We start from the raw sequence: 18,368 nt of genomic DNA on the forward strand, positions 1-18,368 counted from the left end.
GGCGGCCCGAACTGTCGCATTCCATACTTCCGGGCTCTCGATCTCGCGGCGGTTCACGGTGATGGAGCCGTCGAGTACCCCTGCTGCCCACACAAGAGACTGCTCGAGGAAGTCTGCCGGCTCGAGAAGGATATCCGCGATTCCGAGGCCCGCCGCCTCTGCCGCCTTCAGTGGCTTGTTTGCGGCAGGGCGTGCGATCATGACGTCGAGTGCGGCTGCGATACCGATCAAGCGGGGGAGAATGTAGGCGCCGCCCCAGCCAGGTACGAGGCCGAGCGCGGTCTCCGGGAGCGCGATGCCGCCCACGTCCGAGGCGATCGTGCGGTAGGTGCAGTTGAGTGCGATCTCGAGCCCACCGCCGAGTGCGGCGCCGTTGATGAACGCAAACGTGGGAACTGCCATCTCGCCGAGCAGGCGGTACGCCTCGTGGCCGGTGTGGCCGAGGTCGCGGGCTTGCTCGTCGGTGGCGATGGTGGCCACGGCCTTGAGGTCGGCTCCGGCGGCAAGGTAGTACGGCTTGCCGGTGACCGCGGCAGCCACGATTTCGCCGCGAGCTGCACGTGCGTGGACCTCTTCCACAGCCGCCTTGATTTCCTTCATCGACTGGGGGCCTAGCGTGGTTGGCTTGGTGTGATCGAGGCCGTTGTCGATTGTGATCAGTGCGAGGGTTCCTGCGTCACCGGGCAGCGTGATGTCGCGTACGAGGGCGTGGGTGACGATCTCTTCAAATTCGTGACTCATGGTTCACTCGTTTCCGGTAACTGGGGCGAAGTCTGCGTGGTGTGGGTTTTCCCAGATGACGGTTCCACCCATGCCTAGTCCAATGCACATTGCGGTCACGCCGTAGCGGACCTCTGGGTGCTCCTTGAACTGGCGGGAGAGTTGGATCATGAGTCGGACGCCTGAGGAGGCGAGTGGGTGACCCATCGCGATCGCGCCGCCGTACTCGTTGACGCGCGGGTCGTCGTCGGCGATGCCGTAGTGGTCGAGGAACGACAGGACCTGAACCGCGAACGCCTCGTTGAGTTCGAACAGGCCGATGTCGTCAATGCTCAGGCCCGCGCGCTCGAGCGCCTTTTCGGTGGATGGCACGGGGCCGTAGCCCATGATCTCTGGCTCAACGCCGGCGAACGCGTAGGAAACGAGGCGCATGCCCACGTTCAGTCCGAGCTCGCGCGCGGTGTCTTCACCGGCCATTACTGCAACGGTAGCTCCGTCGGTGAGGGGCGAGGCGTTACCAGCGGTGACCTTGCCGCCCACGCGGAACGGGGTCTTCAGGTTGGCGATGCCCTCAACGGTGGTGTCAGGGCGGGCCAACTCGTCAGTGGTGGCGAGCCCCCAGCCGAGTTCCGGGTTGCGGAGCGCAACAGGCACGAGGTCAGGGGAGATCTTCCCGGCGTTCACCGCTGCCGCGTACTTCTGCTGGGATGCTACCGCGTAGGCATCGGAGCGCTCCTTGGTGAGGTGTGGGAACTTGTCGTGGAGGTTCTCCGCGGTCACGCCCATGTTGAGGGCGTCGGGAGCCACGATTTTCTCAGAGAGGAATCGAGGATTGGGCGAGGCGTCGAAGCCCATGGGGTGGTTGCCCATGTGCTCGACTCCGCCAGTGACCACGATGTCCTGCGCTCCGATTCCGATGGAACCCGCGGCAACAGTGACTGCGGTCATCGCGCCCGCGCACATGCGGTCAAGCGCAAAGCCGGGGACGGTGTTGGGCAGGCCGCTGAGCAAGGCAACGGTGCGTCCGAGGGTCAGGCCCTGGTCGCCCTGCTGCGTGGTTGCGGCGAAGATGACGTCATCGATGCGCTCGGGTGGGAGCTCCGGGTTTCGTCGGAGCAGTTCTCTGAGGGACTTGACCGCGAGGTCGTCTGCGCGCGTGTGGGCATAGTAACCATCGGGCTTGGCTTTGCCGAACGGGGTGCGTACCCCATCAACAAAAACTACCTTGCGGGCTTGGTAGCTGGTGGCTGAGTTGGCCATTGATACTCCTGTGTTTGGGACAGCATTGTCCTGGGTCTGCGGGTGACCGGTGTAACTCAAAGTACACGATACTCCGAGTTCTAGTAAACCGCTGGCCGGGGAGTGCTCCCCTAAAATCCAAAGCGAGGCGCAGAATGTCAAGAATCCTTGACTCGCAATGTCAAGCATGGTTTACTTCTTGTAAAGTATTCTTGACATGGGGGTTGGATGGTTCAGGAGCAGGGCGGTTTTACAGTGCGATTCGCACGCCGCGCCGCGGGCCTCACCCAGGCGGAACTCGCAGCTGAGGTTGGTGTATCTCGCCAGACGATCATCTCGATCGAACGGGGTGACTATGCGCCGAGCGTCTATCTGGCACTCGGCATCGCCAGGAAACTCAACGCCACCGTGGAGGAACTCTTCGGTGCGGGAACGCAGGAGGACGAACAATGAGCAAGAACGCCACCACTCTGCGCAACGAGCGCACGATCGCTCGCCTAGAAGCCTTTGGCGGCTTACGTGACCAATCAATGGGGGATGAGCGCGAGTCTCAGGTGTTGCTTCGAGGCAATTCAATTGCCCTCACATTTGGGGTGCTCACCCAGTTTGCCCTTGCTATCGGCCTCGCACTGACCGGCTACTGGATCATCGCTTTTATCGTGGTGATCCTCGCGGGCCTGCAGGGCTACGTGTCCATGTGGTACACATCCGCGTGCGGGATCTCCAATGCGGCACTCAATCAGCACATGGGTCGCCGCCGCAAACTTACTACTTGGGGACTTACCGGCCTCGTGATCCTCGGGTTCATCGGAGCCCGCATGTATCAGCTCTTCACGGGGCACGCGTTGATCCGCGTGGATGGGGTCGCGGACATTCCCACGCCGCCGAGCACTGCGTGGGGAATGCTCGTCGGCGCGCTCCTTGGAGTCGGTGCGGCCGTGATTGGTTTTGCCGTTGACGCACGCAAGGCCAAGGCGCGCGAACTCCAAGACATCGATGAAAACTGATTTTCGACGATCCACGCACCGCCCAGCCGCATCGTGCGCTGGACTGTGGCCGAGAATGGCGTAAACGGCTCGAGCCCGGTGCCCCAGGATTCCTCTTGGGCCACCGGGCTCGCGTGTTGTTGTGGAGGTCGGCGCCTAGCCGCGTACCTTGCGAATGACCTTCTTGGCCGTTGGCAGGGCCTTGTTCCATACGGAGTACAGAGGGGAGAAGGCGACGTCTACGGACGGCTGCAACTCGTTCTCGTGCTTGGAGAATGAGCGCTTGAACTCGGAGATGCCGTCGTTCAGTAGGCCGTTCATGTCGTAGCGTGGTGCTCCGTCTGCCTTGGCCTGCATGATTGCGTGCCACTTGACCGGCGCGTTTGCGCGAAGCTTGCGGCCGGCATCGTTTGCGGAGGCGTACAGCTCCCAGTAGGTCTGTCCGGAGCGCGCCAGCCACACGAACGAGGCAACCTCACCCTCGTGGAAGCAAGCAACGAGGTACGAGTCCTCGCCGAGCATGTGGTGCAGGTCGCGGTAGTACGAGTCGTCGTGGAGGGCAAAGCCAGCACGGTTTGCGTTCTCTCGGTAGGTAAACAGCACCTTCTCGAGGTCCTCGTCCGATTCCACGCGGCGGATGTCAAGGTTGTTCTTGGCACCCTTGCGGATATCGTACCGAGTCGTCTTAGATGCCTGGGCCATGAGCTCGTCCTCGGTCACCGTGGTGTCCAGGATCAGAGTCGTGGGGTACAGGATGGGGTTCGGGCTAGGTACTCCGCCCGTCACTGCGACCGCGTCCGTGGCGTCGAGGTCGGTCTCAATGGTGATGCCCACGCCACCGACGTTCTTTTTCACCCACGCAACAATATCGTCGATAATTGCGGTGCGGTCGGCGCCCGTCAGGGCGTCCGCGAACACAGGACCGCGAGGCACGTGCGAAAGCGACTTGAACGGGATGGGCAGGTGGCGGTGCAGCACCTGAGCAGCAGCCACAGGCTGGCCGTCCTTGGCCACGAGGAGTCGGGTGGCGTTCCAGTTGTGCGCGGACTTGAGCTCGCCCCAACCCCACTTCTGGAGGGGGTGGCCCTTCAGGTCCTCAACGAGCGCATTCCATTCACCCGAGTCGGTGATGGCCGTGATTGTGTACAAGAAGAATCCTTTTACTTTCAGTGCTGATCGATGATGCTCTGCAAAGTGGGTGAGACCAAATCGATCTGCCACTCGCGTGCACCACTCTCGCGCAGGTAGGAGGCCACGTCCATGGGTCCCTCGACCGAGTCCCAGACCAGTTGGCGCAGCATCTTGGGCTGCACAACGTTTTCGATGGGGAGTTCGTGCTCCTCGGCAAGGCTGTCCACAAAGGACTTTGCGGGCTCGTACCGCTTGGCCGCGAGCGGAGACTTCTCCTCCCAGAACTTGATGGGCGGAGCCTTGGGGCTTGCAGGCAAGCGGAGCGGGGGGAGTTCCGAGGTCGGCATTGCGAGGGCGCGCTGAATCGCGCGCTGCCACAGGTGGGCGCGCTTGCGGTTGGCTGCCCCTCCAAAGTCGTGCAAAGAGAGAAGCCCGCCAAGCGTGCGTGGAAGGATCGTTGCCGCCTGGGTGATTGCGCGGTCTGGCAGGATCTTGCTCGGCGAAATGTCCTTGGTGCGGGCGATCTTCTCGCGCTCAAGCCAGAGCTCCCTAAGAACCGCGAGCTTACGGCGGTCGCGAATGGTCTGGATGCCAGAGGTGCGGCGCCACGGGTCCGTACGGGGGACAGTGGGCAGTGTGCGGAGGTGCTCGAACTCCTCGAGCGCCCATTCAAGTTTGCCCTGCTCTCGCAGCAGTTCCGTTTCCTCGCGAGCGACCTCGACGAGGAGCTCTACGTCAAGAGCCGCGTAGTTGAGCCACGCCTCGGGTAGCGGGCGTGTGGACCAGTCTTGGTGGGAGAACTCCTTGGCAAGGGAGACCCCAAGGAAATGGGTTGTGACTGCAGCCAGGTTGACGCGCTCAAGACCGAGGAGGCGAGCCGCAAACTCGGTGTCGAAGACGCGTGGGGGCACGAGGCCCTGCTCCGCGAGCGGGCCAATGTCCTGGGTGGCAGCGTGGAAGATCCACATGTCCGCCTGCATGACCCTGTTGAGTTCCGACAGGTCCTCGAATGCAGTCGGGTCGACTAGGAAGATCCCAGAGCCCTCGCGCTTGATCTGGATGAGGTAGTTCCTGTTTCCATATCGGAAGCCCGACGCGCGTTCGGCATCGACCGCAAAGGGGCCGGTGCCCGCGGCGAGGCGGCCGAGGGCGTGGAGGTAGCTTGTGGGGTTAGCGACGTACTGGGCGGAACCGCTCGCGGGTTCCCGCATCACGGGCACGTCTTGCGCAACTGTGGAAGTGTTCATTGAGAAGAGGTCAGGTACCTGTCATTGCTGGAAATACAGCATGGGCGAACCTGCTGTGGTGAACAGCAGGTTGATCCATGATTCAAGATGACGCTTGAACTCCCAGTATATCGTGTCTGGATTGCCCGAGTTTGGCGTCCATGAGGCTCTTAGTTCAAGTGTGCACTCCAGCTCGGAGGACTCGGAGTCGGAGAAACCTTCTTGATTGAGCACGGTTACCGTCCCACGCAGTTGACTAAAGTCGGCACCCGTCATCGCAAGAGCCTCATTGATCCAACTGCGAGAGACCTCGTAGAGCAGGGGATCCTTGGCCATGTCGTCATCCATGCTGGCTCGCACGATCGAAGCAAATCGGAACTTCCCGTTCCACTCCTCAATCACTGTGGGGGAGTACAGGAGAGTGAGCGACCCCTCGGCCAAGACTGACGCGTCAGACTTGGAGTGATAAACCTCTCCCGCAAGTGCGGCCGAGTACGGGGTGAGCGACTTGGGCGCACGGATCTCTTGCAGTTGGAGCCGTGAAGGCATCTTTTCAGGGCGCATCGCACGCAGAGCTGAGAGGAACTCAGCAGGGATGTCATCGTGCGATGTGCTCATAGTGTTCAGGGTAGCCAGCATTGGTATTCTGGGGCGCGCGACTCGCGAGTGTTCTGATGGATTGCGTCACCGGACACCATCCTGGCCCCTCGAAGTGGTGCGAGCTTGCTCGCTATGCTTGACGAAGGTCGCAGCGTTTGGCCTGTCCAACGTCACAACGAGTGGTTATTGAGGTATGCACGTGAATGTAACTCCCGAGGTCGCCCTTAAGAATGAACTGGCGCGCCGCTCCGGAACGAGCCCCCAAGACTGGTACCTGGTCCTCAAGGCTCGCTATGGGATGGAGTCTGCTTTCACGGGTCTGCGCACCGTTGCCGGCGAGGGTGCGGTGGTTTCGCAGATCTTCACCTGTGCGACTGCGGTCAATCCCATCCTTACCGCGGGCCTCACCCCGCGGTACGCCGAGATCGATCCAAACACATTTGCCATCGACCCCAGCAGGCTTCGTCTCGGCACTGATGATCGTGCAGTCATGATTCAAAACACCTTCGGAGTGGTCTCGGACGAGCCGGCACGCGCGACCGCTGAGCGTGCCCGAGCTGCGGGCGCCGTTGTTTTCGAAGACTCGGCGCATGCCGTTGGGCGGATGGCACGGGGCACCGACGGCTCGCCCCTTGCAGATGTATCGATCCACTCCTTTGGTGTGGAGAAGCTCTTGCCCACCAAGTTTGGTGGAGCAATTTGGCTCAGTCCCACGCTTCAAGCGAGCGGATACACGGCAGACGTGCGTGCGGCAATGGTGAGAGAACTCCAGAGCATCGCAGCCCCATCTGCGCGGCAATCATTCGCCGCTCGGAGCTACCGAAACCAGCTGCGAGTCATTACCCGACTGCCGGGTCGACTAGGAGGCGTCGCGCGCGGCGCCATGATCAAGGCAGGGTTGTTCGACCCGCCCATTTCTGCACAGGAGAGCAGGGGGCACCAGGCGGCGCCCGTTGGGATGAGCTCGTGGGTCGCTTCCACGGCGCTTGTGAACTTGCAGGCGGCATCTCGTATTGAGGCTCAGCGTTCCCGTGCAGTGGCTGTCTACGCATCCGCACTGGCCGGCTCTGTGATGGTGCCTGCCGGAGCCAGTGGTGAGTCTGAGGCCGCACCACTCGCGCGCTTCCCGTTCTATGTGCGCGATGCATCAACCGCAGAGCACATGATCTCCGAACTCTCGCGCCAGGGTGTGCCGGCCGGACGCTGGTACCGCCCCGCACTGTTCCCAGGTGTGCAGGACCCCAGCGTGTACGGATACGAACCCGGCTCACCGGATCTTGCGATTTCAGAGGATGCGATTGCCCGGGTGGTAAACCTGCCCACAAACGTCGAACCAGAGCGCGCTGCGGAGATCGCCGAGATGGTCAAGCGGATTGTGGCTGGCTGAGCGGACGCTCTCGCGGGTTTTGCTGACTTCGTGAGCACGTGATGAGGGCCTCTGGTTCTTCGGTGTACCGAAGAACCAGAGGCCCTCATCACGTGGCGTTACTTATTGATTCTGAACTTCTCGTTTGCAACCACGTTGCGGCCGGTGCGGAGCTCGTGCTTGAGGTTGGACACGACCCTGCCCAGGCTCAAGTCCTTCTTGTACCAGAGCGTGTGAGCGACCCTGGCGCGTCGCCCCTGTGTAACGAGCGGCTTGAGTGGTGCCGGCACATAGCGCTTGACCACGGCGAGTGGCGCATTGCGCCACAGGACCGAGTTGGTGGTCACGGTGTAGGGGAGTTCCTCACCGTAGATGAGGTCACGCACGTACTGAGCCGGGAGGTTTGATCCGGTTGCGGTTGCGTAGTAGCTGGCTGCTCCCTGACGCACGTTGAGTTCGAGAAGCTTATTGGTGCCCGTCTTCTTGTCAAACATGATGTCGAAGTTGGCAGCGCCCGTGTAATTCAGCGAATCAAGGAGTCGGGTCAGCGTTGCAGCGAGTTCAGGCTCATCAATCGTGACAACAGCATTCATGTTTCCCACGAGCTTGGGGTTGTGCTCGCCGAGGACAATCTGCGCGATGGAAATGTACTTGGTCCGCCCCGTGTGGTCGGAGTATGTGTTTGCCACTCTCATCACGGTCTCATCGCCGGCAAGGTACTCCTGCACAATGAGGTCGCCGGAGTATCCGCCTGCGTAGATCAGCTTTGCGGTTTCGCGGACCTGTGCGGCGTCCGAAAGGAGGTAGATCTTCTTTTTGGCCCGCGAACTTGAGCCCTGGATACAGTTCGGTGTCCGAAGGCTTGAGGATCACGGGGTAGGAGAACGGCAGATCTTCGCCGAGTCGAGCGTCCGCCGCCTGCGGCTCATTGATGATGACGGAACGCGGGTGGTCAACGTTGAGTTGTGCGCAGGTCTCGTAGAACTCTGCCTTGTTGACCAGGCGCTCCGAAATCTCGGCGCTGACAAGGGGAATGATGAACTGACCATCGAGCGCAGCTCGGTGGCGCACCACAGCGTTGGTATAGGCCTCGATTGTGGGCAGAAGGAGGAGCTTCTTACCGTGGAACTCCTGCGCAACCGCATCCAGCGCGGAGACGATGTGCTCATCGTCGAGGTTCGGGTTGGTTCTGACCTCAATGATTGTGGAGTGCGCAGTCTCACCGAGAGGGAACCTGCCGAGCGCAAGAGTCCGCACGCCGAACTCTTCGTGGAGGGCCCGTGCAATTCCGTACGCGTTAAGCCCGGTACCCAGTACAACCGGAATGAAGTCCTGATCCGCTAACGCCATGGTGCCTCGTTTCCCAATCTGATGGGTGGAGTGCACCACCCGCTCTGCTGCCAGTTGGCCATACTACCGGACCGATCATTGGGCTTAAGTACAAGGTGGAGAGATCGTAACCGTTGTGGCACGGTCTACCGCGCAGCGCCTAGGATGGTCAGCGTGAAGCACGAAAAATCTGATCTACCCGTCGGCGTGATCGGTGGAGTCGGCCCGCTAGCCACCGCATACTTCCTTCAGCGCGTGGTGCAGCGCACCGAGGCTCACAGCGACCAAGAGCACGTAGATCTCGTCGTGTTCAATCACTCCAGTATCCCGGACCGTACCGAGTTTATTCTTGGTCGGTCACAGGAGGACCCCGGTCCCGTGCTCGCGGAGGACGCACGCAGGCTCGAGCGTTTTGGTGTGTCCTTTTTGGTGATGCCGTGCAACACAGCTCACTTCTTTACCCAGCAGGTGCTGGACGCGATCGACGGAGAGTTTCTTTCAATCATTGATGTGACGGTCAATGCTGCGTTGGACCGGGCCGAGCAGGTAACCAAGGTTGGGCTGCTTGCGACCCAGGGAACGGCTGCGTCCCACGTGTATCACGATGCCTTTGCCGCGCACGGTGTTGAGGTTATTACCCCTGACACCGAGGACCAGAGCATCGTGAACTCGCTGATCTATGACGACATTAAGGCCGGGCGCCCCATCGATCCGGATGAACTCCGTAAGGTTGCCGGTCACCTCGTTGAACGTGGCGCAGCAGTGGTCATCCTTGGGTGCACCGAGCTGTCCGTTGCGGCCGTTGACCATGATCTCCTCGATGAGGAGCCATTCCTAGACTCGATGGATGAGCTCGTGCGAGCCACTATCTCTCACGCTGGGTATACGGTCCGCGGCTAGTCGCCCAACTCCCACCGAGCCAACAGTGTGGAATCCTCACCCTTGAGAAGGTGGCCCAAGCGGGCACCAGATGGCGGACCCACGGGCGCAGAACCGCCTCCGATCGTAGTGATTCGGCCAACGGCCGAGGGGAACAGTAGGGGAGACGTGGTCAGGCACAGCTCGTCGAGGACGCCCGCCCGCACGAACTGACCCAGCAGGGCTGGGCCGCCCTCCAGCAGGATCCGCGACCAGCCAAGTTCGAGGAGGGAACCCACGATGTCCTCGGGCGCTATGCGCCCGCTGCCACCCGTACTCCCGCTCGCCCTCACTTGACCGCCGCCCTCGGCGTCAATGCCACCATCTGCCCCTCCGCCCGCAGCCTCACCATCGCCCGAAGCACGCAGAATGATTACATTCTCGGACGGGAAAGCTGCTGGCAAGATCGAAGCCCCATGGGAAGTTGTCACCACATATGGGACGGATACGTCCGCGTCTGTGGTGAGGGCATCGGCGGGAACATTCCCTGATGCGCTCACGATGACTAGGTGGGGATGGGGGTCCATGCCGTACCTGCTGCGCAAGTGTGTGAGGCGCTCGGGGGTCCGAATGTTTCGGTAACCTTCCGCACGAACGGTGCCGGCCGCCACCACGACAACGTCGCACAGAGCCCTGAGAACCTCGAACACCCGGAAGTCCGCAGCATTGTTTATTGAACTCGAAGAGCCGTCTGGGCCGGTCACCGCGCCATCCACGGTGGAGATCATGTTTGCGCGCAACCACCAGCCCTTGTCGGGGGACTCCGGGAAGCGATAGAGCGAGGCGAGCCGAAACTCGGTTGGGGACGCGCCTAGATCCGGCGACTCCGAATGAGGGAACAGTTGCGTTAGCTCGGGGGAGGTCATAGTGCAATCTTCGCGCACAACGCGCACTCGCGAAAGGAGTGATGCTCCCCACTCTCGCGGCCGGGCAAAGGGCCGCTGCCGCTAAACTATTGAGTTGTGAGTCTTAAGTCCCAGGAGGCGCAAACCGTGACGCGCCTCGCCGCAATAACTCCCGAGGTCTCGGCGTCGCGACTACTCGACGACTTTGTGCCTCCCCGCCACTTCGCGCATGCGTCCTTTGAAAACTACCGCGCCAATCCCGCATACCCCAGCCAAGCCACCACTCACGCTCGGCTGCGTGAAGTAGCCACCGAGCTTTCCACCTCCAAGGGCTGGCTCCACAAGTTCAAGATCTCCACTAAGAAGGCCCCGGCGCTTTACCTTGATGGTGGCTTTGGTGTGGGAAAGACTCACCTACTCGCGTCCCTCGCCCACGCCGTTGGCGTGGAAAAGACTGCGTACGGAACGTTTGTTGAGTACACCAACCTCGTGGGCGCTCTCGGGTTTGCGGCCACCGTGGATGCACTATCTGCAAAGACTCTCGTGTGCATCGATGAGTTTGAGCTCGACGACCCGGGCGACACGGTCCTCATGTCGAGACTGCTGCGTGAGCTTGCTGACCGTGGCATCGCGCTCGCGGCAACGTCCAACACGCTTCCCGATTCGCTCGGCGAGGGCCGCTTTGCGGCCGAGGATTTCCTGCGAGAGATCCAGGCCATGGCTGAGAGATTTGAGGTCATGCGCGTGGACGGTGAGGACTACCGCCGCAGGTCGGTGCCCAAGATGATGCCAGGCCTCGACGATTCGGAACTGGAGCACTTGGCTACCACCGCGGATGTGTCCGGACCCGTCACAGTTGACACCTTTGACGAGGTCCTTGGCCACCTACGCCACGTCCACCCCAGCCGCTACGGCGCAATGCTGGACGGCATCACGCTGGTTGCGCTCGCAGGCGTCCATCCCATTGAGGATCAGTCCACTGGCCTGCGCTTCGTGGTTCTGGTGGACAGGCTCTACGACAGGGACGTCCCGGTCCTCCTCGGAGGAAGCGGACTCGAGTCGCTCTTCTCCGCCTCGATGCTGCGCGGCGGTTACCGCAAGAAGTACTTCCGGGCACTCTCGCGCCTCGGCGCGCTCGCCCAGGATGGCCGCACGCTGATCGGCCAGCCTGTCGCCGAGTAGTAGTTCAGTGGCGCGTAGCGCCACTACCTATTAACGACGATATGGGTCGGAACCAGCGCTGGTTCCGACCCATATCGTCGTTAATTTGTGGGTTGTAGGTGGATCAGGTCGCGGCGAGGCGCGCCTTTTCCGCCTCTACGTCAAAGTCAGCCTCCGGCCACGTCAGGTCAAGTGACTCGAGCGCGGCGAGGAGAAGCTCCGACACGGCAAGGCGGGCGTACCATTTTTCGCTTGCGGGAACGACGTGCCAGGGCGCGTAATCCGTGTCGGTCTTGTCCAACATCCGCTGGAACGCGTCCGTGTATGCCGGCCACTTGAGCCGCTCGTCGATGTCACCGGGGTTGTACTTCCAGAACTTGTCCGGACGCTCGAGCCGTTCAGCCAAACGGTCCTTCTGTTCGTCATAGGAGATGTGGAGCATGACCTTGACGATCGTGGTGCCCGAGTCAACGAGCTCCTTCTCGAACTGGTTGATCAGGTTATAGCGCTCCTCGATCACGTCCTGGGTAACCAAAGAGTTCACCCGCGCGACAAGTACGTCTTCGTAGTGGGATCGGTCGAACACTCCGATGTATCCGGGGGTTGGCAGCGCGTTCTTGATACGCCACAGGAAGTCGTGTGAAAGTTCCTCCTCGGTGGGCTTTCCAAACGACTGGTGGGCCACGCCCTGAGGGTCAACGAGGCCAATGACGTGACGGACAATGCCGCCCTTTCCCGAGGAGTCCATCCCCTGCAGGACAAGTAAGACCGAGCGTGAGCCGCCAGATCGCCCCTCAGCAAACAGCTGTTCCTGCAGGTCGGAGAGTTTCTCGCCCACACGGGCAAGCTCTTTCTCCGCTTTCTTCTGTCCGTCCTCCCACCCCGGTGTGGAGGCGGGGTCAATTGATTCGAGGGGAGTCCCCGGAGTAAACGTCACTTCGTCCTTGAGTGAAGCGGCAGTGCTTCGAGCCATAAGAGGTACCTCTTTCGATCAGTGGAACCTAAAACATGAACAAGGTGTTGGCAAGTGGCAAGAGGCGCTTGATGAGCGACGCCGCTGAGCATCCTGTGTGTGGCACAGATTACAAGAGTCTGGTGAGATTGGTAGTGAACCAAACGCTTATCAGTTGCCGTGCCGCGACCCAGCGAAGTGGCGGCGACCCCGAAGTTCTCTCTCATGCGTTCGTTGCGCGACGAACCATGGAGAAGGGAACGTGCAGTGGCCGCCCATGGGCGGCCACTGCACGTTCGGGAACTCGGCGAAACTACGTCCTAGCCTTTGACGCAGAGGATAGTTCGCAACCGCACCACGACCTCGATGAGGTCGCTTTGAGCGGCAATCACGTCGTCGAGATTCTTGTACGCGGCCGGAATCTCATCTACGACGCCCTCGTCCTTGCGGCACTCCACTCCTGCGGTCTGCGCGATCAAGTCCTCGGCGGTGAACATCTTCTTGGCCTTGGTGCGTGACATCGTCCGCCCGGCTCCGTGCGAAGCCGAGAAGTAAGACTTGGGGTTGCCCAGGCCCTTGACGATGTACGAACCGGTTCCCATGGAACCAGGGATCAGGCCGTACAGTCCCTGTGTAGCGCGAATTGCGCCCTTGCGGGTGACGATGAGGTCCTCACCGTCAATGTGCTCGCGCTGTACGTAGTTGTGGTGCACGTTCGCCACCTGCTCGTACCTGACGTCCAGCTCGCTGAAGTGTCGGGTGACCACGCTCTGGAGAATCCGCATCATCTGGGCACGTGACTCTGCAGCGTAGGCCTGCGCCCAGGTGAGGTCGTGCATGTACGCGTCCATCTGCGCAGTCCCCGACAGGAAGACCGCAAGGTCGCGGTCTGGAAGCGACAGGTTGTGTTCGAGACCCTTGGCCTCGGACACGTGCCAGTCCGCGATCATCTTGCCCACGGCGCGCGAACCCGAGTGGAGCTGCAGCCACACCCGGTCCTGGTCGTCCAGGCAGAGCTCGATGAAGTGGTTGCCGCCGCCGAGGGTGCCCAACTGGGTGCGGATGCGCTGCTCGTTCTTGCTCACGGGCGCGTGGAGGGAATCGAATGTGCTCCACAGCGAGTCGCCCGCGTCGAGCGCGGACTTGTGTCCGTACCAACCAGTGGGGATTGCGCGCTCGATGTCGTGGCGCAGACCCGAAAGGTCGTCGGGAAGATCTGAAGCGGTCAGAGACGTCAGAACGCCAATCATGCCGCAACCAATGTCAACGCCAACGGCGTTGGGGGAGACTGCGTCCTTCATGGCAATAACGGAGCCGACGGTGGCCCCCTTACCCAAGTGGACGTCAGGCATAACGCGCACGCCGTGAACCCACGGCAACGCGGAGATGTTGCGCAGCTGCGCAAGAGCCTCCTGCTCGATTTCGCTCTCCCTAGCCCACATCAGTGTTGAGGTGCCCGAGAGAGTGACCGGAAATGTCATGTTCCTTCCTTTCTAGTGTCCGATCAGGGTATTCGGAGGTCATCAGAAAGGGCGAGGTATTTTCCGCTGGCCCCAGCGAAGTCCCGGTGCCGGTCTCCCGCCTTTGGTCGGGTCGTACTGTAGATTTCGCGAGTGCCGCTCAGCGGTGGTGAGTACGCTTCCCGCTCGGCGGCACTCGCTGCAGGTGCACGGCAGTCGTGCCGGTCCGTTTCTGGGGAATGCAAAAAACCCGCTAAATCGCGTGATTTAGCGGGTGTTGGATGGTGGGCGATGCGGGTATCGAACCCACGACCTCTTCCGTGTGAAGGAAGCGCGCTACCACTGCGCCAATCGCCCGTTGCGTTTGGGTATTCCAGATGCGGAAGGCCGAACAACAGTTACGATCATAAACCCTGGCCTGCCAAAATCCGAAATCACGTTTGATAGTGCTCTCCTGCAAAAGGCACGCGCCGAACGAGGCAGTCATGTTTACAGTTCGGGGCAACCGCAGGAATCTCTGCCTTACGCGGGCCCTGCTGACGGAACCAGATCAAGCGCGACTGCGCAAACTTGGCTCAGACCTCGCAATGGCTAAGGGGCAGCGCTAAACCGTAGGACTTGCCGAGGCAAGAGGACAGTGCAGGTTCGTTCTCTTTGCTGAGACAGCCAACTTTCCTAGGCCAGCGCGATCTGCTCTAAGACGTCTAAGAATCCCTGCCACCCAGCGACAGTGGCTTCTTTCTGCTCCTGCGAGAAGCCGGGGGTCTCCTGCGTAAAGTGCATCCGGGTCCCACCTTCAATCTCTTTGAGATCCACTGTGATGAGGGATCGCACGGGTGAGTCTGGGACGTCAGTGATGGTGAGTGCCACGTGGCTGTACGGTTCTACGTTCACAAAGTCGCCGACCCAATGGATCGTATTGCCATCGGGGAGCTCCATGACCGCCCGCCATTCCGTGCCCTCAACAGCGTCATACGTGAGTGTTTCTGCGGGTACGTTCACCTGCGCTCCACCGAACCACTGTGCGAACGACTCTGCTGATGTCCACGTCGCAAACACCCGTGAGGGTGCGGCCTTAAAGTCGCGTTCGATGGCAATTCCATCAACTGTGGTTCCGGGCATCAGGACTCCTAAAGATCCAATGGCAGCAGTGTGGTCTGCCTCCTGCTGCTATTAAACCCACGGTGGTGCACGCCGCGCTACATATAGAGGGTCCTCCTTGGCGCAAGCAAGACTGCCGCTCACGCGAGAAAAGCTGCGACATGAGCGCAGCTGGACTCCACATTCGCCTAGGGAGAAACCAGGGCCACCATCTCCGTGAGCATCGCGCGCTCAAGAATCTGGAGCACGGGCCCACGCTCAAGTGTGTGAGAGTCCCACGACTCAACGTGCTGCAGGTTACGCATTGTGCCTAGGAGCGCCGCGGACCCGCCACCGCTCACGATACGTTCCACCTCGTCACGGGTAAGTTCCCCTGCCTCTGCCTGGCGGAATGGCAGCGCGAGGTGCTCCGCAACAGACAGAGCGAACGCGCGGGTAATGCCAGGCAGGCATCCGGATGTGAGCGGGGGAGTGACTAACTCCCCGTCAGCTTCCAGCACCACGTTGGACATGGAGCCCTCGCTCAATTGGCCCGAACTGTTGAACAGGACCGCCTCGGTGGCACCCGCCGCCTGCGCTGCGCGCAGCGCGTGCACGTTTTCAGCAAAACTCGTGGCCTTGTGTCCGGTGAGCGCTGAGAGTTCGTTGCGTACAAACGCAGATGTCACCACGCGGGCCTGCTCGAGGTTGGGCTCACCAAGCAGAGGTCCGTGGCCTTCGCTCACGATCACTGATGCACACAGGCGCGATTCGGCGCCAAGGCCCGCAGCATCTGATGCGCGCCACAGGGTTACTCGCACACGCTGGAGTTCGCCGCCATCCCAATGCGACAGCGCCTCGAACACGGCGGCTTCGAGTTCCTCGCGCGAGAAGGCCGCCAGGCCCAGCGCGCGCCCAGACCGCTCCAAGCGGTCCAGATGCGCAGGCAACGCGAAAGGCCTGCGATCGTACGCGGCGATCGTTTCGAAGAGCCCATCACCCAGCAACAAACCAGGGTCGAACGCTCCCACCTGGCCCTGTGAATCGTCGAGAATCTGACCGTTCAGCCACAACACACTCATGCCGCACCTCCCTGCGAAGCGAGCGCCACCAAGCGCTCCGCTTTCAACTGCGTTTCTTCCCATTCGCGCTGTGGATCCGAACCCCACGTGATGCCCGCGCCCGTGCCAAAGTGCAGCGAGCCGCGCTCGCAGCAGCCCGTCTCCCACCAGAACGTGCGGATGCCCACTGACAGGATCGCGGACATTCTGTCCGCGTCGATCCAGCCGATTGCGCCGCAGTAGGGGCCGCGTGGATGGGTTTCTAGCTCACTGATGATGCGCAGCGCGCTCGATTTGGGTGCACCCGAGACTGACCCCGGTGGGTACATTGCCGCAAAAACCTCTTCCCAAATTCTCGACGATCGAGCTCGTTCCAGCGGGATCTCGCCCTCCACAGTGGAGACCAGGTGGAAGAGCCCGGGATGCTCTTCGACTTTGAGGAAGTCCCGCACAGCCACTGTTCCAGGCGTGCACAGCGGGGAAATATCGTTCCGGACGAGGTCCGTAATCATGACGTTCTCGGCCTCGTCCTTTTCTGTGAGGTCGGAACGTTGCCTACCCGTGCCTTTGATAGGGCGGGACGAGATGGTGGCACCGTTCTCGTGCGGTTCGACCTGAAGATAGAGCTCAGGTGACGCGGAGGCAATCCAGAGGCTGCGTGAAGGATCCGGATGCTCTATGAGCGCGTACCCAAGATGAGGCGCAGGGTTGTGCATGGCAAGGATACGGGTGAGCGCCGCGGGGTGCCCGGGAGAGGGGAGTGGCGCGCTCATGACGCGACAGATGTTTGCTTGGTAGACGGTCCCCTCGGCGATGTAATCCCGGGTTGCGGACACCGCCGAGGTGTATTCGCGCTGATCAAGTGACGAAGACCACGAATCGGCGCGAGGCCCATTCCAGGGCGCTCTTAGTGGGTGTGCGGACGGCTGCTGGGCGGGCTCGGATGAGAGTGGCGCGGAGGCCTCCTCAAACGAAACGTCTGCAACCTCTTTCATGCGCCAGCCGCGCACGCGGCCCTCAAAATCCGCGACAACTAGCCAGTTCCCGCCGTTTCCGAGCGCTCGGAAAAGGTCGGCGCCCTCCCGGAAATCGAGCACACCGCGACCTCGCCGCCCCGCAAACCACGCCTCTTCCATCACGAAACCAACCTACTAAGAACCTGCTTGCAACGACAGCCGAGTCCATCTGCCAAAAGGGACCGGTGATCAGCCAAAACCGCAGAATCACACGGTTGCGCGAGGAAACTTGGCTGAGCCGGAGCGCCAGTTTGTAAAGACAGCCATCCGCGTATTAAGGTTTTACATGTCGCCCAGAGCGGCGGGGGAGTTTCCCTGCTGACATGAGGCGAAAAATGCGGATGTGGCTCAGGGGTAGAGCATCACCTTGCCAAGGTGAGGGTCGCGGGTTCGAATCCCGTCATCCGCTCGGAGAACGGTACAGTTGGTTCAGTACCAGCTTCATGGTGGAGTGGCCGAGAGGCGAGGCAGCGGCCTGCAAAGCCGTATACACGGGTTCGAATCCCGTCTCCACCTCCAAGGCTCGAGTTAGAGTTCTTGCGCGATTGGCGCAGCGGTAGCGCGCTTCCCTGACACGGAAGAGGTCACTGGTTCGATCCCAGTATCGCGCACGAGTGTTTAGGCACTTGTGGCACGAATGTGTTTCCCCGATGAATCAGAAATGATGCATCAACATGCGGATGTGGCTCAGGGGTAGAGCATCACCTTGCCAAGGTGAGGGTCGCGGGTTCGAATCCCGTCATCCGCTCCAAGACTCAAGCAATTGAGATCTTGCGCGATTGGCGCAGCGGTAGCGCGCTTCCCTGACACGGAAGAGGTCACTGGTTCGATCCCAGTATCGCGCACTATATAGATAGAGAGGCCCGCCGGAAATCCGGCGGGCCTCTCGCCTTGTCGATGGTGCATCTCTGGGTGCACCGACAGGCTAGCTACTACTGCAACCCGGTTGTGATGGCCGAGATGAGCTCGCCGTTTGCGGTATCTCCCGATAGCTCCCAGAAGAAGGCGCCCGACAGCCCTTCGGCCTGTGCGTAGTTCATCTTGTTGACGATGTCGCTTGGAGTGTCATAGCTCCACCAGTTTCCATTGCAGAAGCCGTAGGACGTCCCGCCGACCTTACCCGTGGCAGGGCAGGTGCTCTTGAGGACCTTATAGTCCTCCACGCCAGCCTCATAGGTCGCAGGAGCTGCGCCCGTGGCTGAACCGCCTGGAGCAGCCTGGATCACACCAGTCCAGCCCTTCCCGTAGAAACCAATGCCCAGCAGGATCTTGTTCGCT

The 18,368-nt window shown here is 61.1% G+C and carries 19 protein-coding genes and 6 tRNA genes; 10 read left to right on the forward strand and 15 right to left on the reverse strand.

Annotated elements, in window-relative coordinates; translation table 11 throughout:
- Positions 1 to 741, reverse strand: a 741-nt coding sequence (locus HGSM_RS06265; RefSeq protein WP_019147896.1) for an enoyl-CoA hydratase/isomerase family protein, incomplete at its 3' end; no start/stop codon positions are given.
- 3 nt (positions 742 to 744) lie between these two features.
- On the reverse strand, positions 745 to 1,980 hold the full coding sequence (locus HGSM_RS06270; protein WP_019147897.1) for a thiolase family protein: 1,236 nt from the start codon (positions 1,978 to 1,980) through the stop codon (positions 745 to 747).
- A 207-nt stretch (positions 1,981 to 2,187) separates the two neighbouring features.
- Here HGSM_RS06270 and HGSM_RS06275 point away from each other — a divergent pair, with 207 nt between their 5' ends.
- Together HGSM_RS06275 and HGSM_RS06280 are read left to right on the forward strand one after the other, a co-directional pair.
- Positions 2,188 to 2,412, forward strand: coding sequence for a helix-turn-helix transcriptional regulator (locus tag HGSM_RS06275; RefSeq protein ID WP_019147898.1), 225 nt, complete (start codon positions 2,188 to 2,190; stop codon positions 2,410 to 2,412).
- Positions 2,409 to 2,966, forward strand: coding sequence for a hypothetical protein (locus HGSM_RS06280; protein WP_019147899.1), 558 nt, complete (start codon positions 2,409 to 2,411; stop codon positions 2,964 to 2,966). Before HGSM_RS06275 ends, HGSM_RS06280 begins: the two co-directional genes overlap by 4 nt.
- A gap of 135 nt (positions 2,967 to 3,101) precedes the next feature.
- Here the strand turns inward: HGSM_RS06280 and HGSM_RS06285 are convergent, their stop codons facing one another.
- Genes HGSM_RS06285 through HGSM_RS06295 form a run of 3 tightly spaced genes read right to left on the reverse strand, consistent with a single transcriptional unit; the run spans position 3,102 to position 5,920 of the window.
- Positions 3,102 to 4,094, reverse strand: a complete 993-nt coding sequence (locus HGSM_RS06285) for a lipid II:glycine glycyltransferase FemX (protein ID WP_019147900.1) — start codon at positions 4,092 to 4,094, stop codon at positions 3,102 to 3,104.
- A 17-nt stretch (positions 4,095 to 4,111) separates the two neighbouring features.
- Positions 4,112 to 5,323 carry an HRDC domain-containing protein gene (locus HGSM_RS06290; RefSeq protein WP_019147901.1) on the reverse strand — a complete coding sequence of 404 codons (1,212 nt, stop codon included), beginning with the start codon at positions 5,321 to 5,323 and terminating at the stop codon, positions 4,112 to 4,114.
- A gap of 21 nt (positions 5,324 to 5,344) precedes the next feature.
- Complete coding sequence (locus HGSM_RS06295) at positions 5,345 to 5,920, reverse strand: DUF3000 family protein (protein WP_195891353.1); 576 nt, start codon at positions 5,918 to 5,920, stop codon at positions 5,345 to 5,347.
- A gap of 181 nt (positions 5,921 to 6,101) precedes the next feature.
- Between HGSM_RS06295 and HGSM_RS06300 the strand changes: the two genes are divergently transcribed.
- Positions 6,102 to 7,289 (forward strand): DegT/DnrJ/EryC1/StrS family aminotransferase, encoded by a 1,188-nt coding sequence (locus tag HGSM_RS06300; RefSeq protein WP_195891354.1) that lies wholly within the window; start codon positions 6,102 to 6,104, stop codon positions 7,287 to 7,289.
- Between the two features lie 98 nt (positions 7,290 to 7,387).
- Here HGSM_RS06300 and HGSM_RS06305 read toward each other — a convergent pair whose 3' ends face one another.
- Both HGSM_RS06305 and HGSM_RS06310 read right to left on the reverse strand, forming a co-directional pair.
- Positions 7,388 to 7,957, reverse strand: coding sequence for a hypothetical protein (locus HGSM_RS06305; protein ID WP_019147904.1), 570 nt, complete (start codon positions 7,955 to 7,957; stop codon positions 7,388 to 7,390).
- Positions 7,958 to 7,970: 13 nt separating this feature from the next.
- On the reverse strand, positions 7,971 to 8,618 hold the full coding sequence (locus tag HGSM_RS06310) for a hypothetical protein (protein WP_040594696.1): 648 nt from the start codon (positions 8,616 to 8,618) through the stop codon (positions 7,971 to 7,973).
- A gap of 144 nt (positions 8,619 to 8,762) precedes the next feature.
- On the opposite strand from HGSM_RS06310, the gene cuyB reads away from it, so the two are divergent.
- Positions 8,763 to 9,497, forward strand: a complete 735-nt coding sequence (gene cuyB / locus HGSM_RS06315; RefSeq protein ID WP_040594697.1) for a cysteate racemase — start codon at positions 8,763 to 8,765, stop codon at positions 9,495 to 9,497.
- Here the strand turns inward: cuyB and HGSM_RS06320 are convergent.
- Positions 9,494 to 10,381 carry a dihydrofolate reductase family protein gene (locus HGSM_RS06320; RefSeq protein WP_019147906.1) on the reverse strand — a complete coding sequence of 296 codons (888 nt, stop codon included), beginning with the start codon at positions 10,379 to 10,381 and terminating at the stop codon, positions 9,494 to 9,496. The two genes, cuyB and HGSM_RS06320, sit on opposite strands and share 4 nt — an antisense overlap.
- A gap of 96 nt (positions 10,382 to 10,477) precedes the next feature.
- Between HGSM_RS06320 and zapE the strand changes: the two genes are divergently transcribed.
- Positions 10,478 to 11,542, forward strand: coding sequence for a cell division protein ZapE (gene zapE, locus HGSM_RS06325; protein WP_019147907.1), 1,065 nt, complete (start codon positions 10,478 to 10,480; stop codon positions 11,540 to 11,542).
- Positions 11,543 to 11,645: 103 nt separating this feature from the next.
- Here zapE and HGSM_RS06330 read toward each other — a convergent pair whose 3' ends face one another.
- From HGSM_RS06330 to HGSM_RS06355, 6 genes are all read right to left on the reverse strand, one after another.
- The gene (locus HGSM_RS06330; protein ID WP_019147908.1) at positions 11,646 to 12,494 is read right to left on the reverse strand and encodes a PPK2 family polyphosphate kinase; all 849 of its coding nucleotides are present in this window, start codon (positions 12,492 to 12,494) and stop codon (positions 11,646 to 11,648) included.
- Positions 12,495 to 12,793: 299 nt separating this feature from the next.
- The gene (locus tag HGSM_RS06335) at positions 12,794 to 13,954 is read right to left on the reverse strand and encodes an RtcB family protein (protein ID WP_019147909.1); all 1,161 of its coding nucleotides are present in this window, start codon (positions 13,952 to 13,954) and stop codon (positions 12,794 to 12,796) included.
- Between the two features lie 261 nt (positions 13,955 to 14,215).
- Positions 14,216 to 14,290, reverse strand: a tRNA-Val gene (locus HGSM_RS06340).
- Between the two features lie 318 nt (positions 14,291 to 14,608).
- On the reverse strand, positions 14,609 to 15,055 hold the full coding sequence (locus tag HGSM_RS06345; RefSeq protein ID WP_019147910.1) for an SRPBCC family protein: 447 nt from the start codon (positions 15,053 to 15,055) through the stop codon (positions 14,609 to 14,611).
- Between the two features lie 167 nt (positions 15,056 to 15,222).
- Entirely contained in the window at positions 15,223 to 16,095 is an 873-nt protein-coding gene (locus tag HGSM_RS06350) for an aminotransferase class IV (RefSeq protein WP_019147911.1), read from the reverse strand.
- Positions 16,092 to 17,210, reverse strand: coding sequence for a chorismate-binding protein (locus HGSM_RS06355; protein ID WP_040594698.1), 1,119 nt, complete (start codon positions 17,208 to 17,210; stop codon positions 16,092 to 16,094). The genes HGSM_RS06350 and HGSM_RS06355 overlap by 4 nt, the downstream gene beginning before the upstream one ends.
- A gap of 217 nt (positions 17,211 to 17,427) precedes the next feature.
- On the opposite strand from HGSM_RS06355, the gene HGSM_RS06360 reads away from it, so the two are divergent.
- The 5 genes from HGSM_RS06360 (at position 17,428) to HGSM_RS06380 (ending at position 17,935) form a co-directional block, all read left to right on the forward strand.
- Positions 17,428 to 17,499: transfer RNA gene (locus HGSM_RS06360), tRNA-Gly, on the forward strand.
- Between the two features lie 36 nt (positions 17,500 to 17,535).
- Positions 17,536 to 17,609, forward strand: a tRNA-Cys gene (locus HGSM_RS06365).
- Between the two features lie 20 nt (positions 17,610 to 17,629).
- Positions 17,630 to 17,701, forward strand: a tRNA-Val gene (locus tag HGSM_RS06370).
- 65 nt (positions 17,702 to 17,766) lie between these two features.
- Positions 17,767 to 17,841: transfer RNA gene (locus HGSM_RS06375), tRNA-Gly, on the forward strand.
- Between the two features lie 22 nt (positions 17,842 to 17,863).
- Positions 17,864 to 17,935, forward strand: a tRNA-Val gene (locus HGSM_RS06380).
- An 87-nt stretch (positions 17,936 to 18,022) separates the two neighbouring features.
- Here HGSM_RS06380 and HGSM_RS06385 read toward each other — a convergent pair.
- A partial coding sequence (locus HGSM_RS06385) for a glycosyl hydrolase family 18 protein (RefSeq protein ID WP_154896378.1) occupies positions 18,023 to 18,368 on the reverse strand: 346 nt, incomplete at its 5' end.

The sequence above is a fragment of the Timonella senegalensis JC301 genome, from assembly GCF_000312125.1.
GTDB classification, from domain to species: Bacteria; Actinomycetota; Actinomycetes; order Actinomycetales; family Cellulomonadaceae; genus Timonella; species Timonella senegalensis.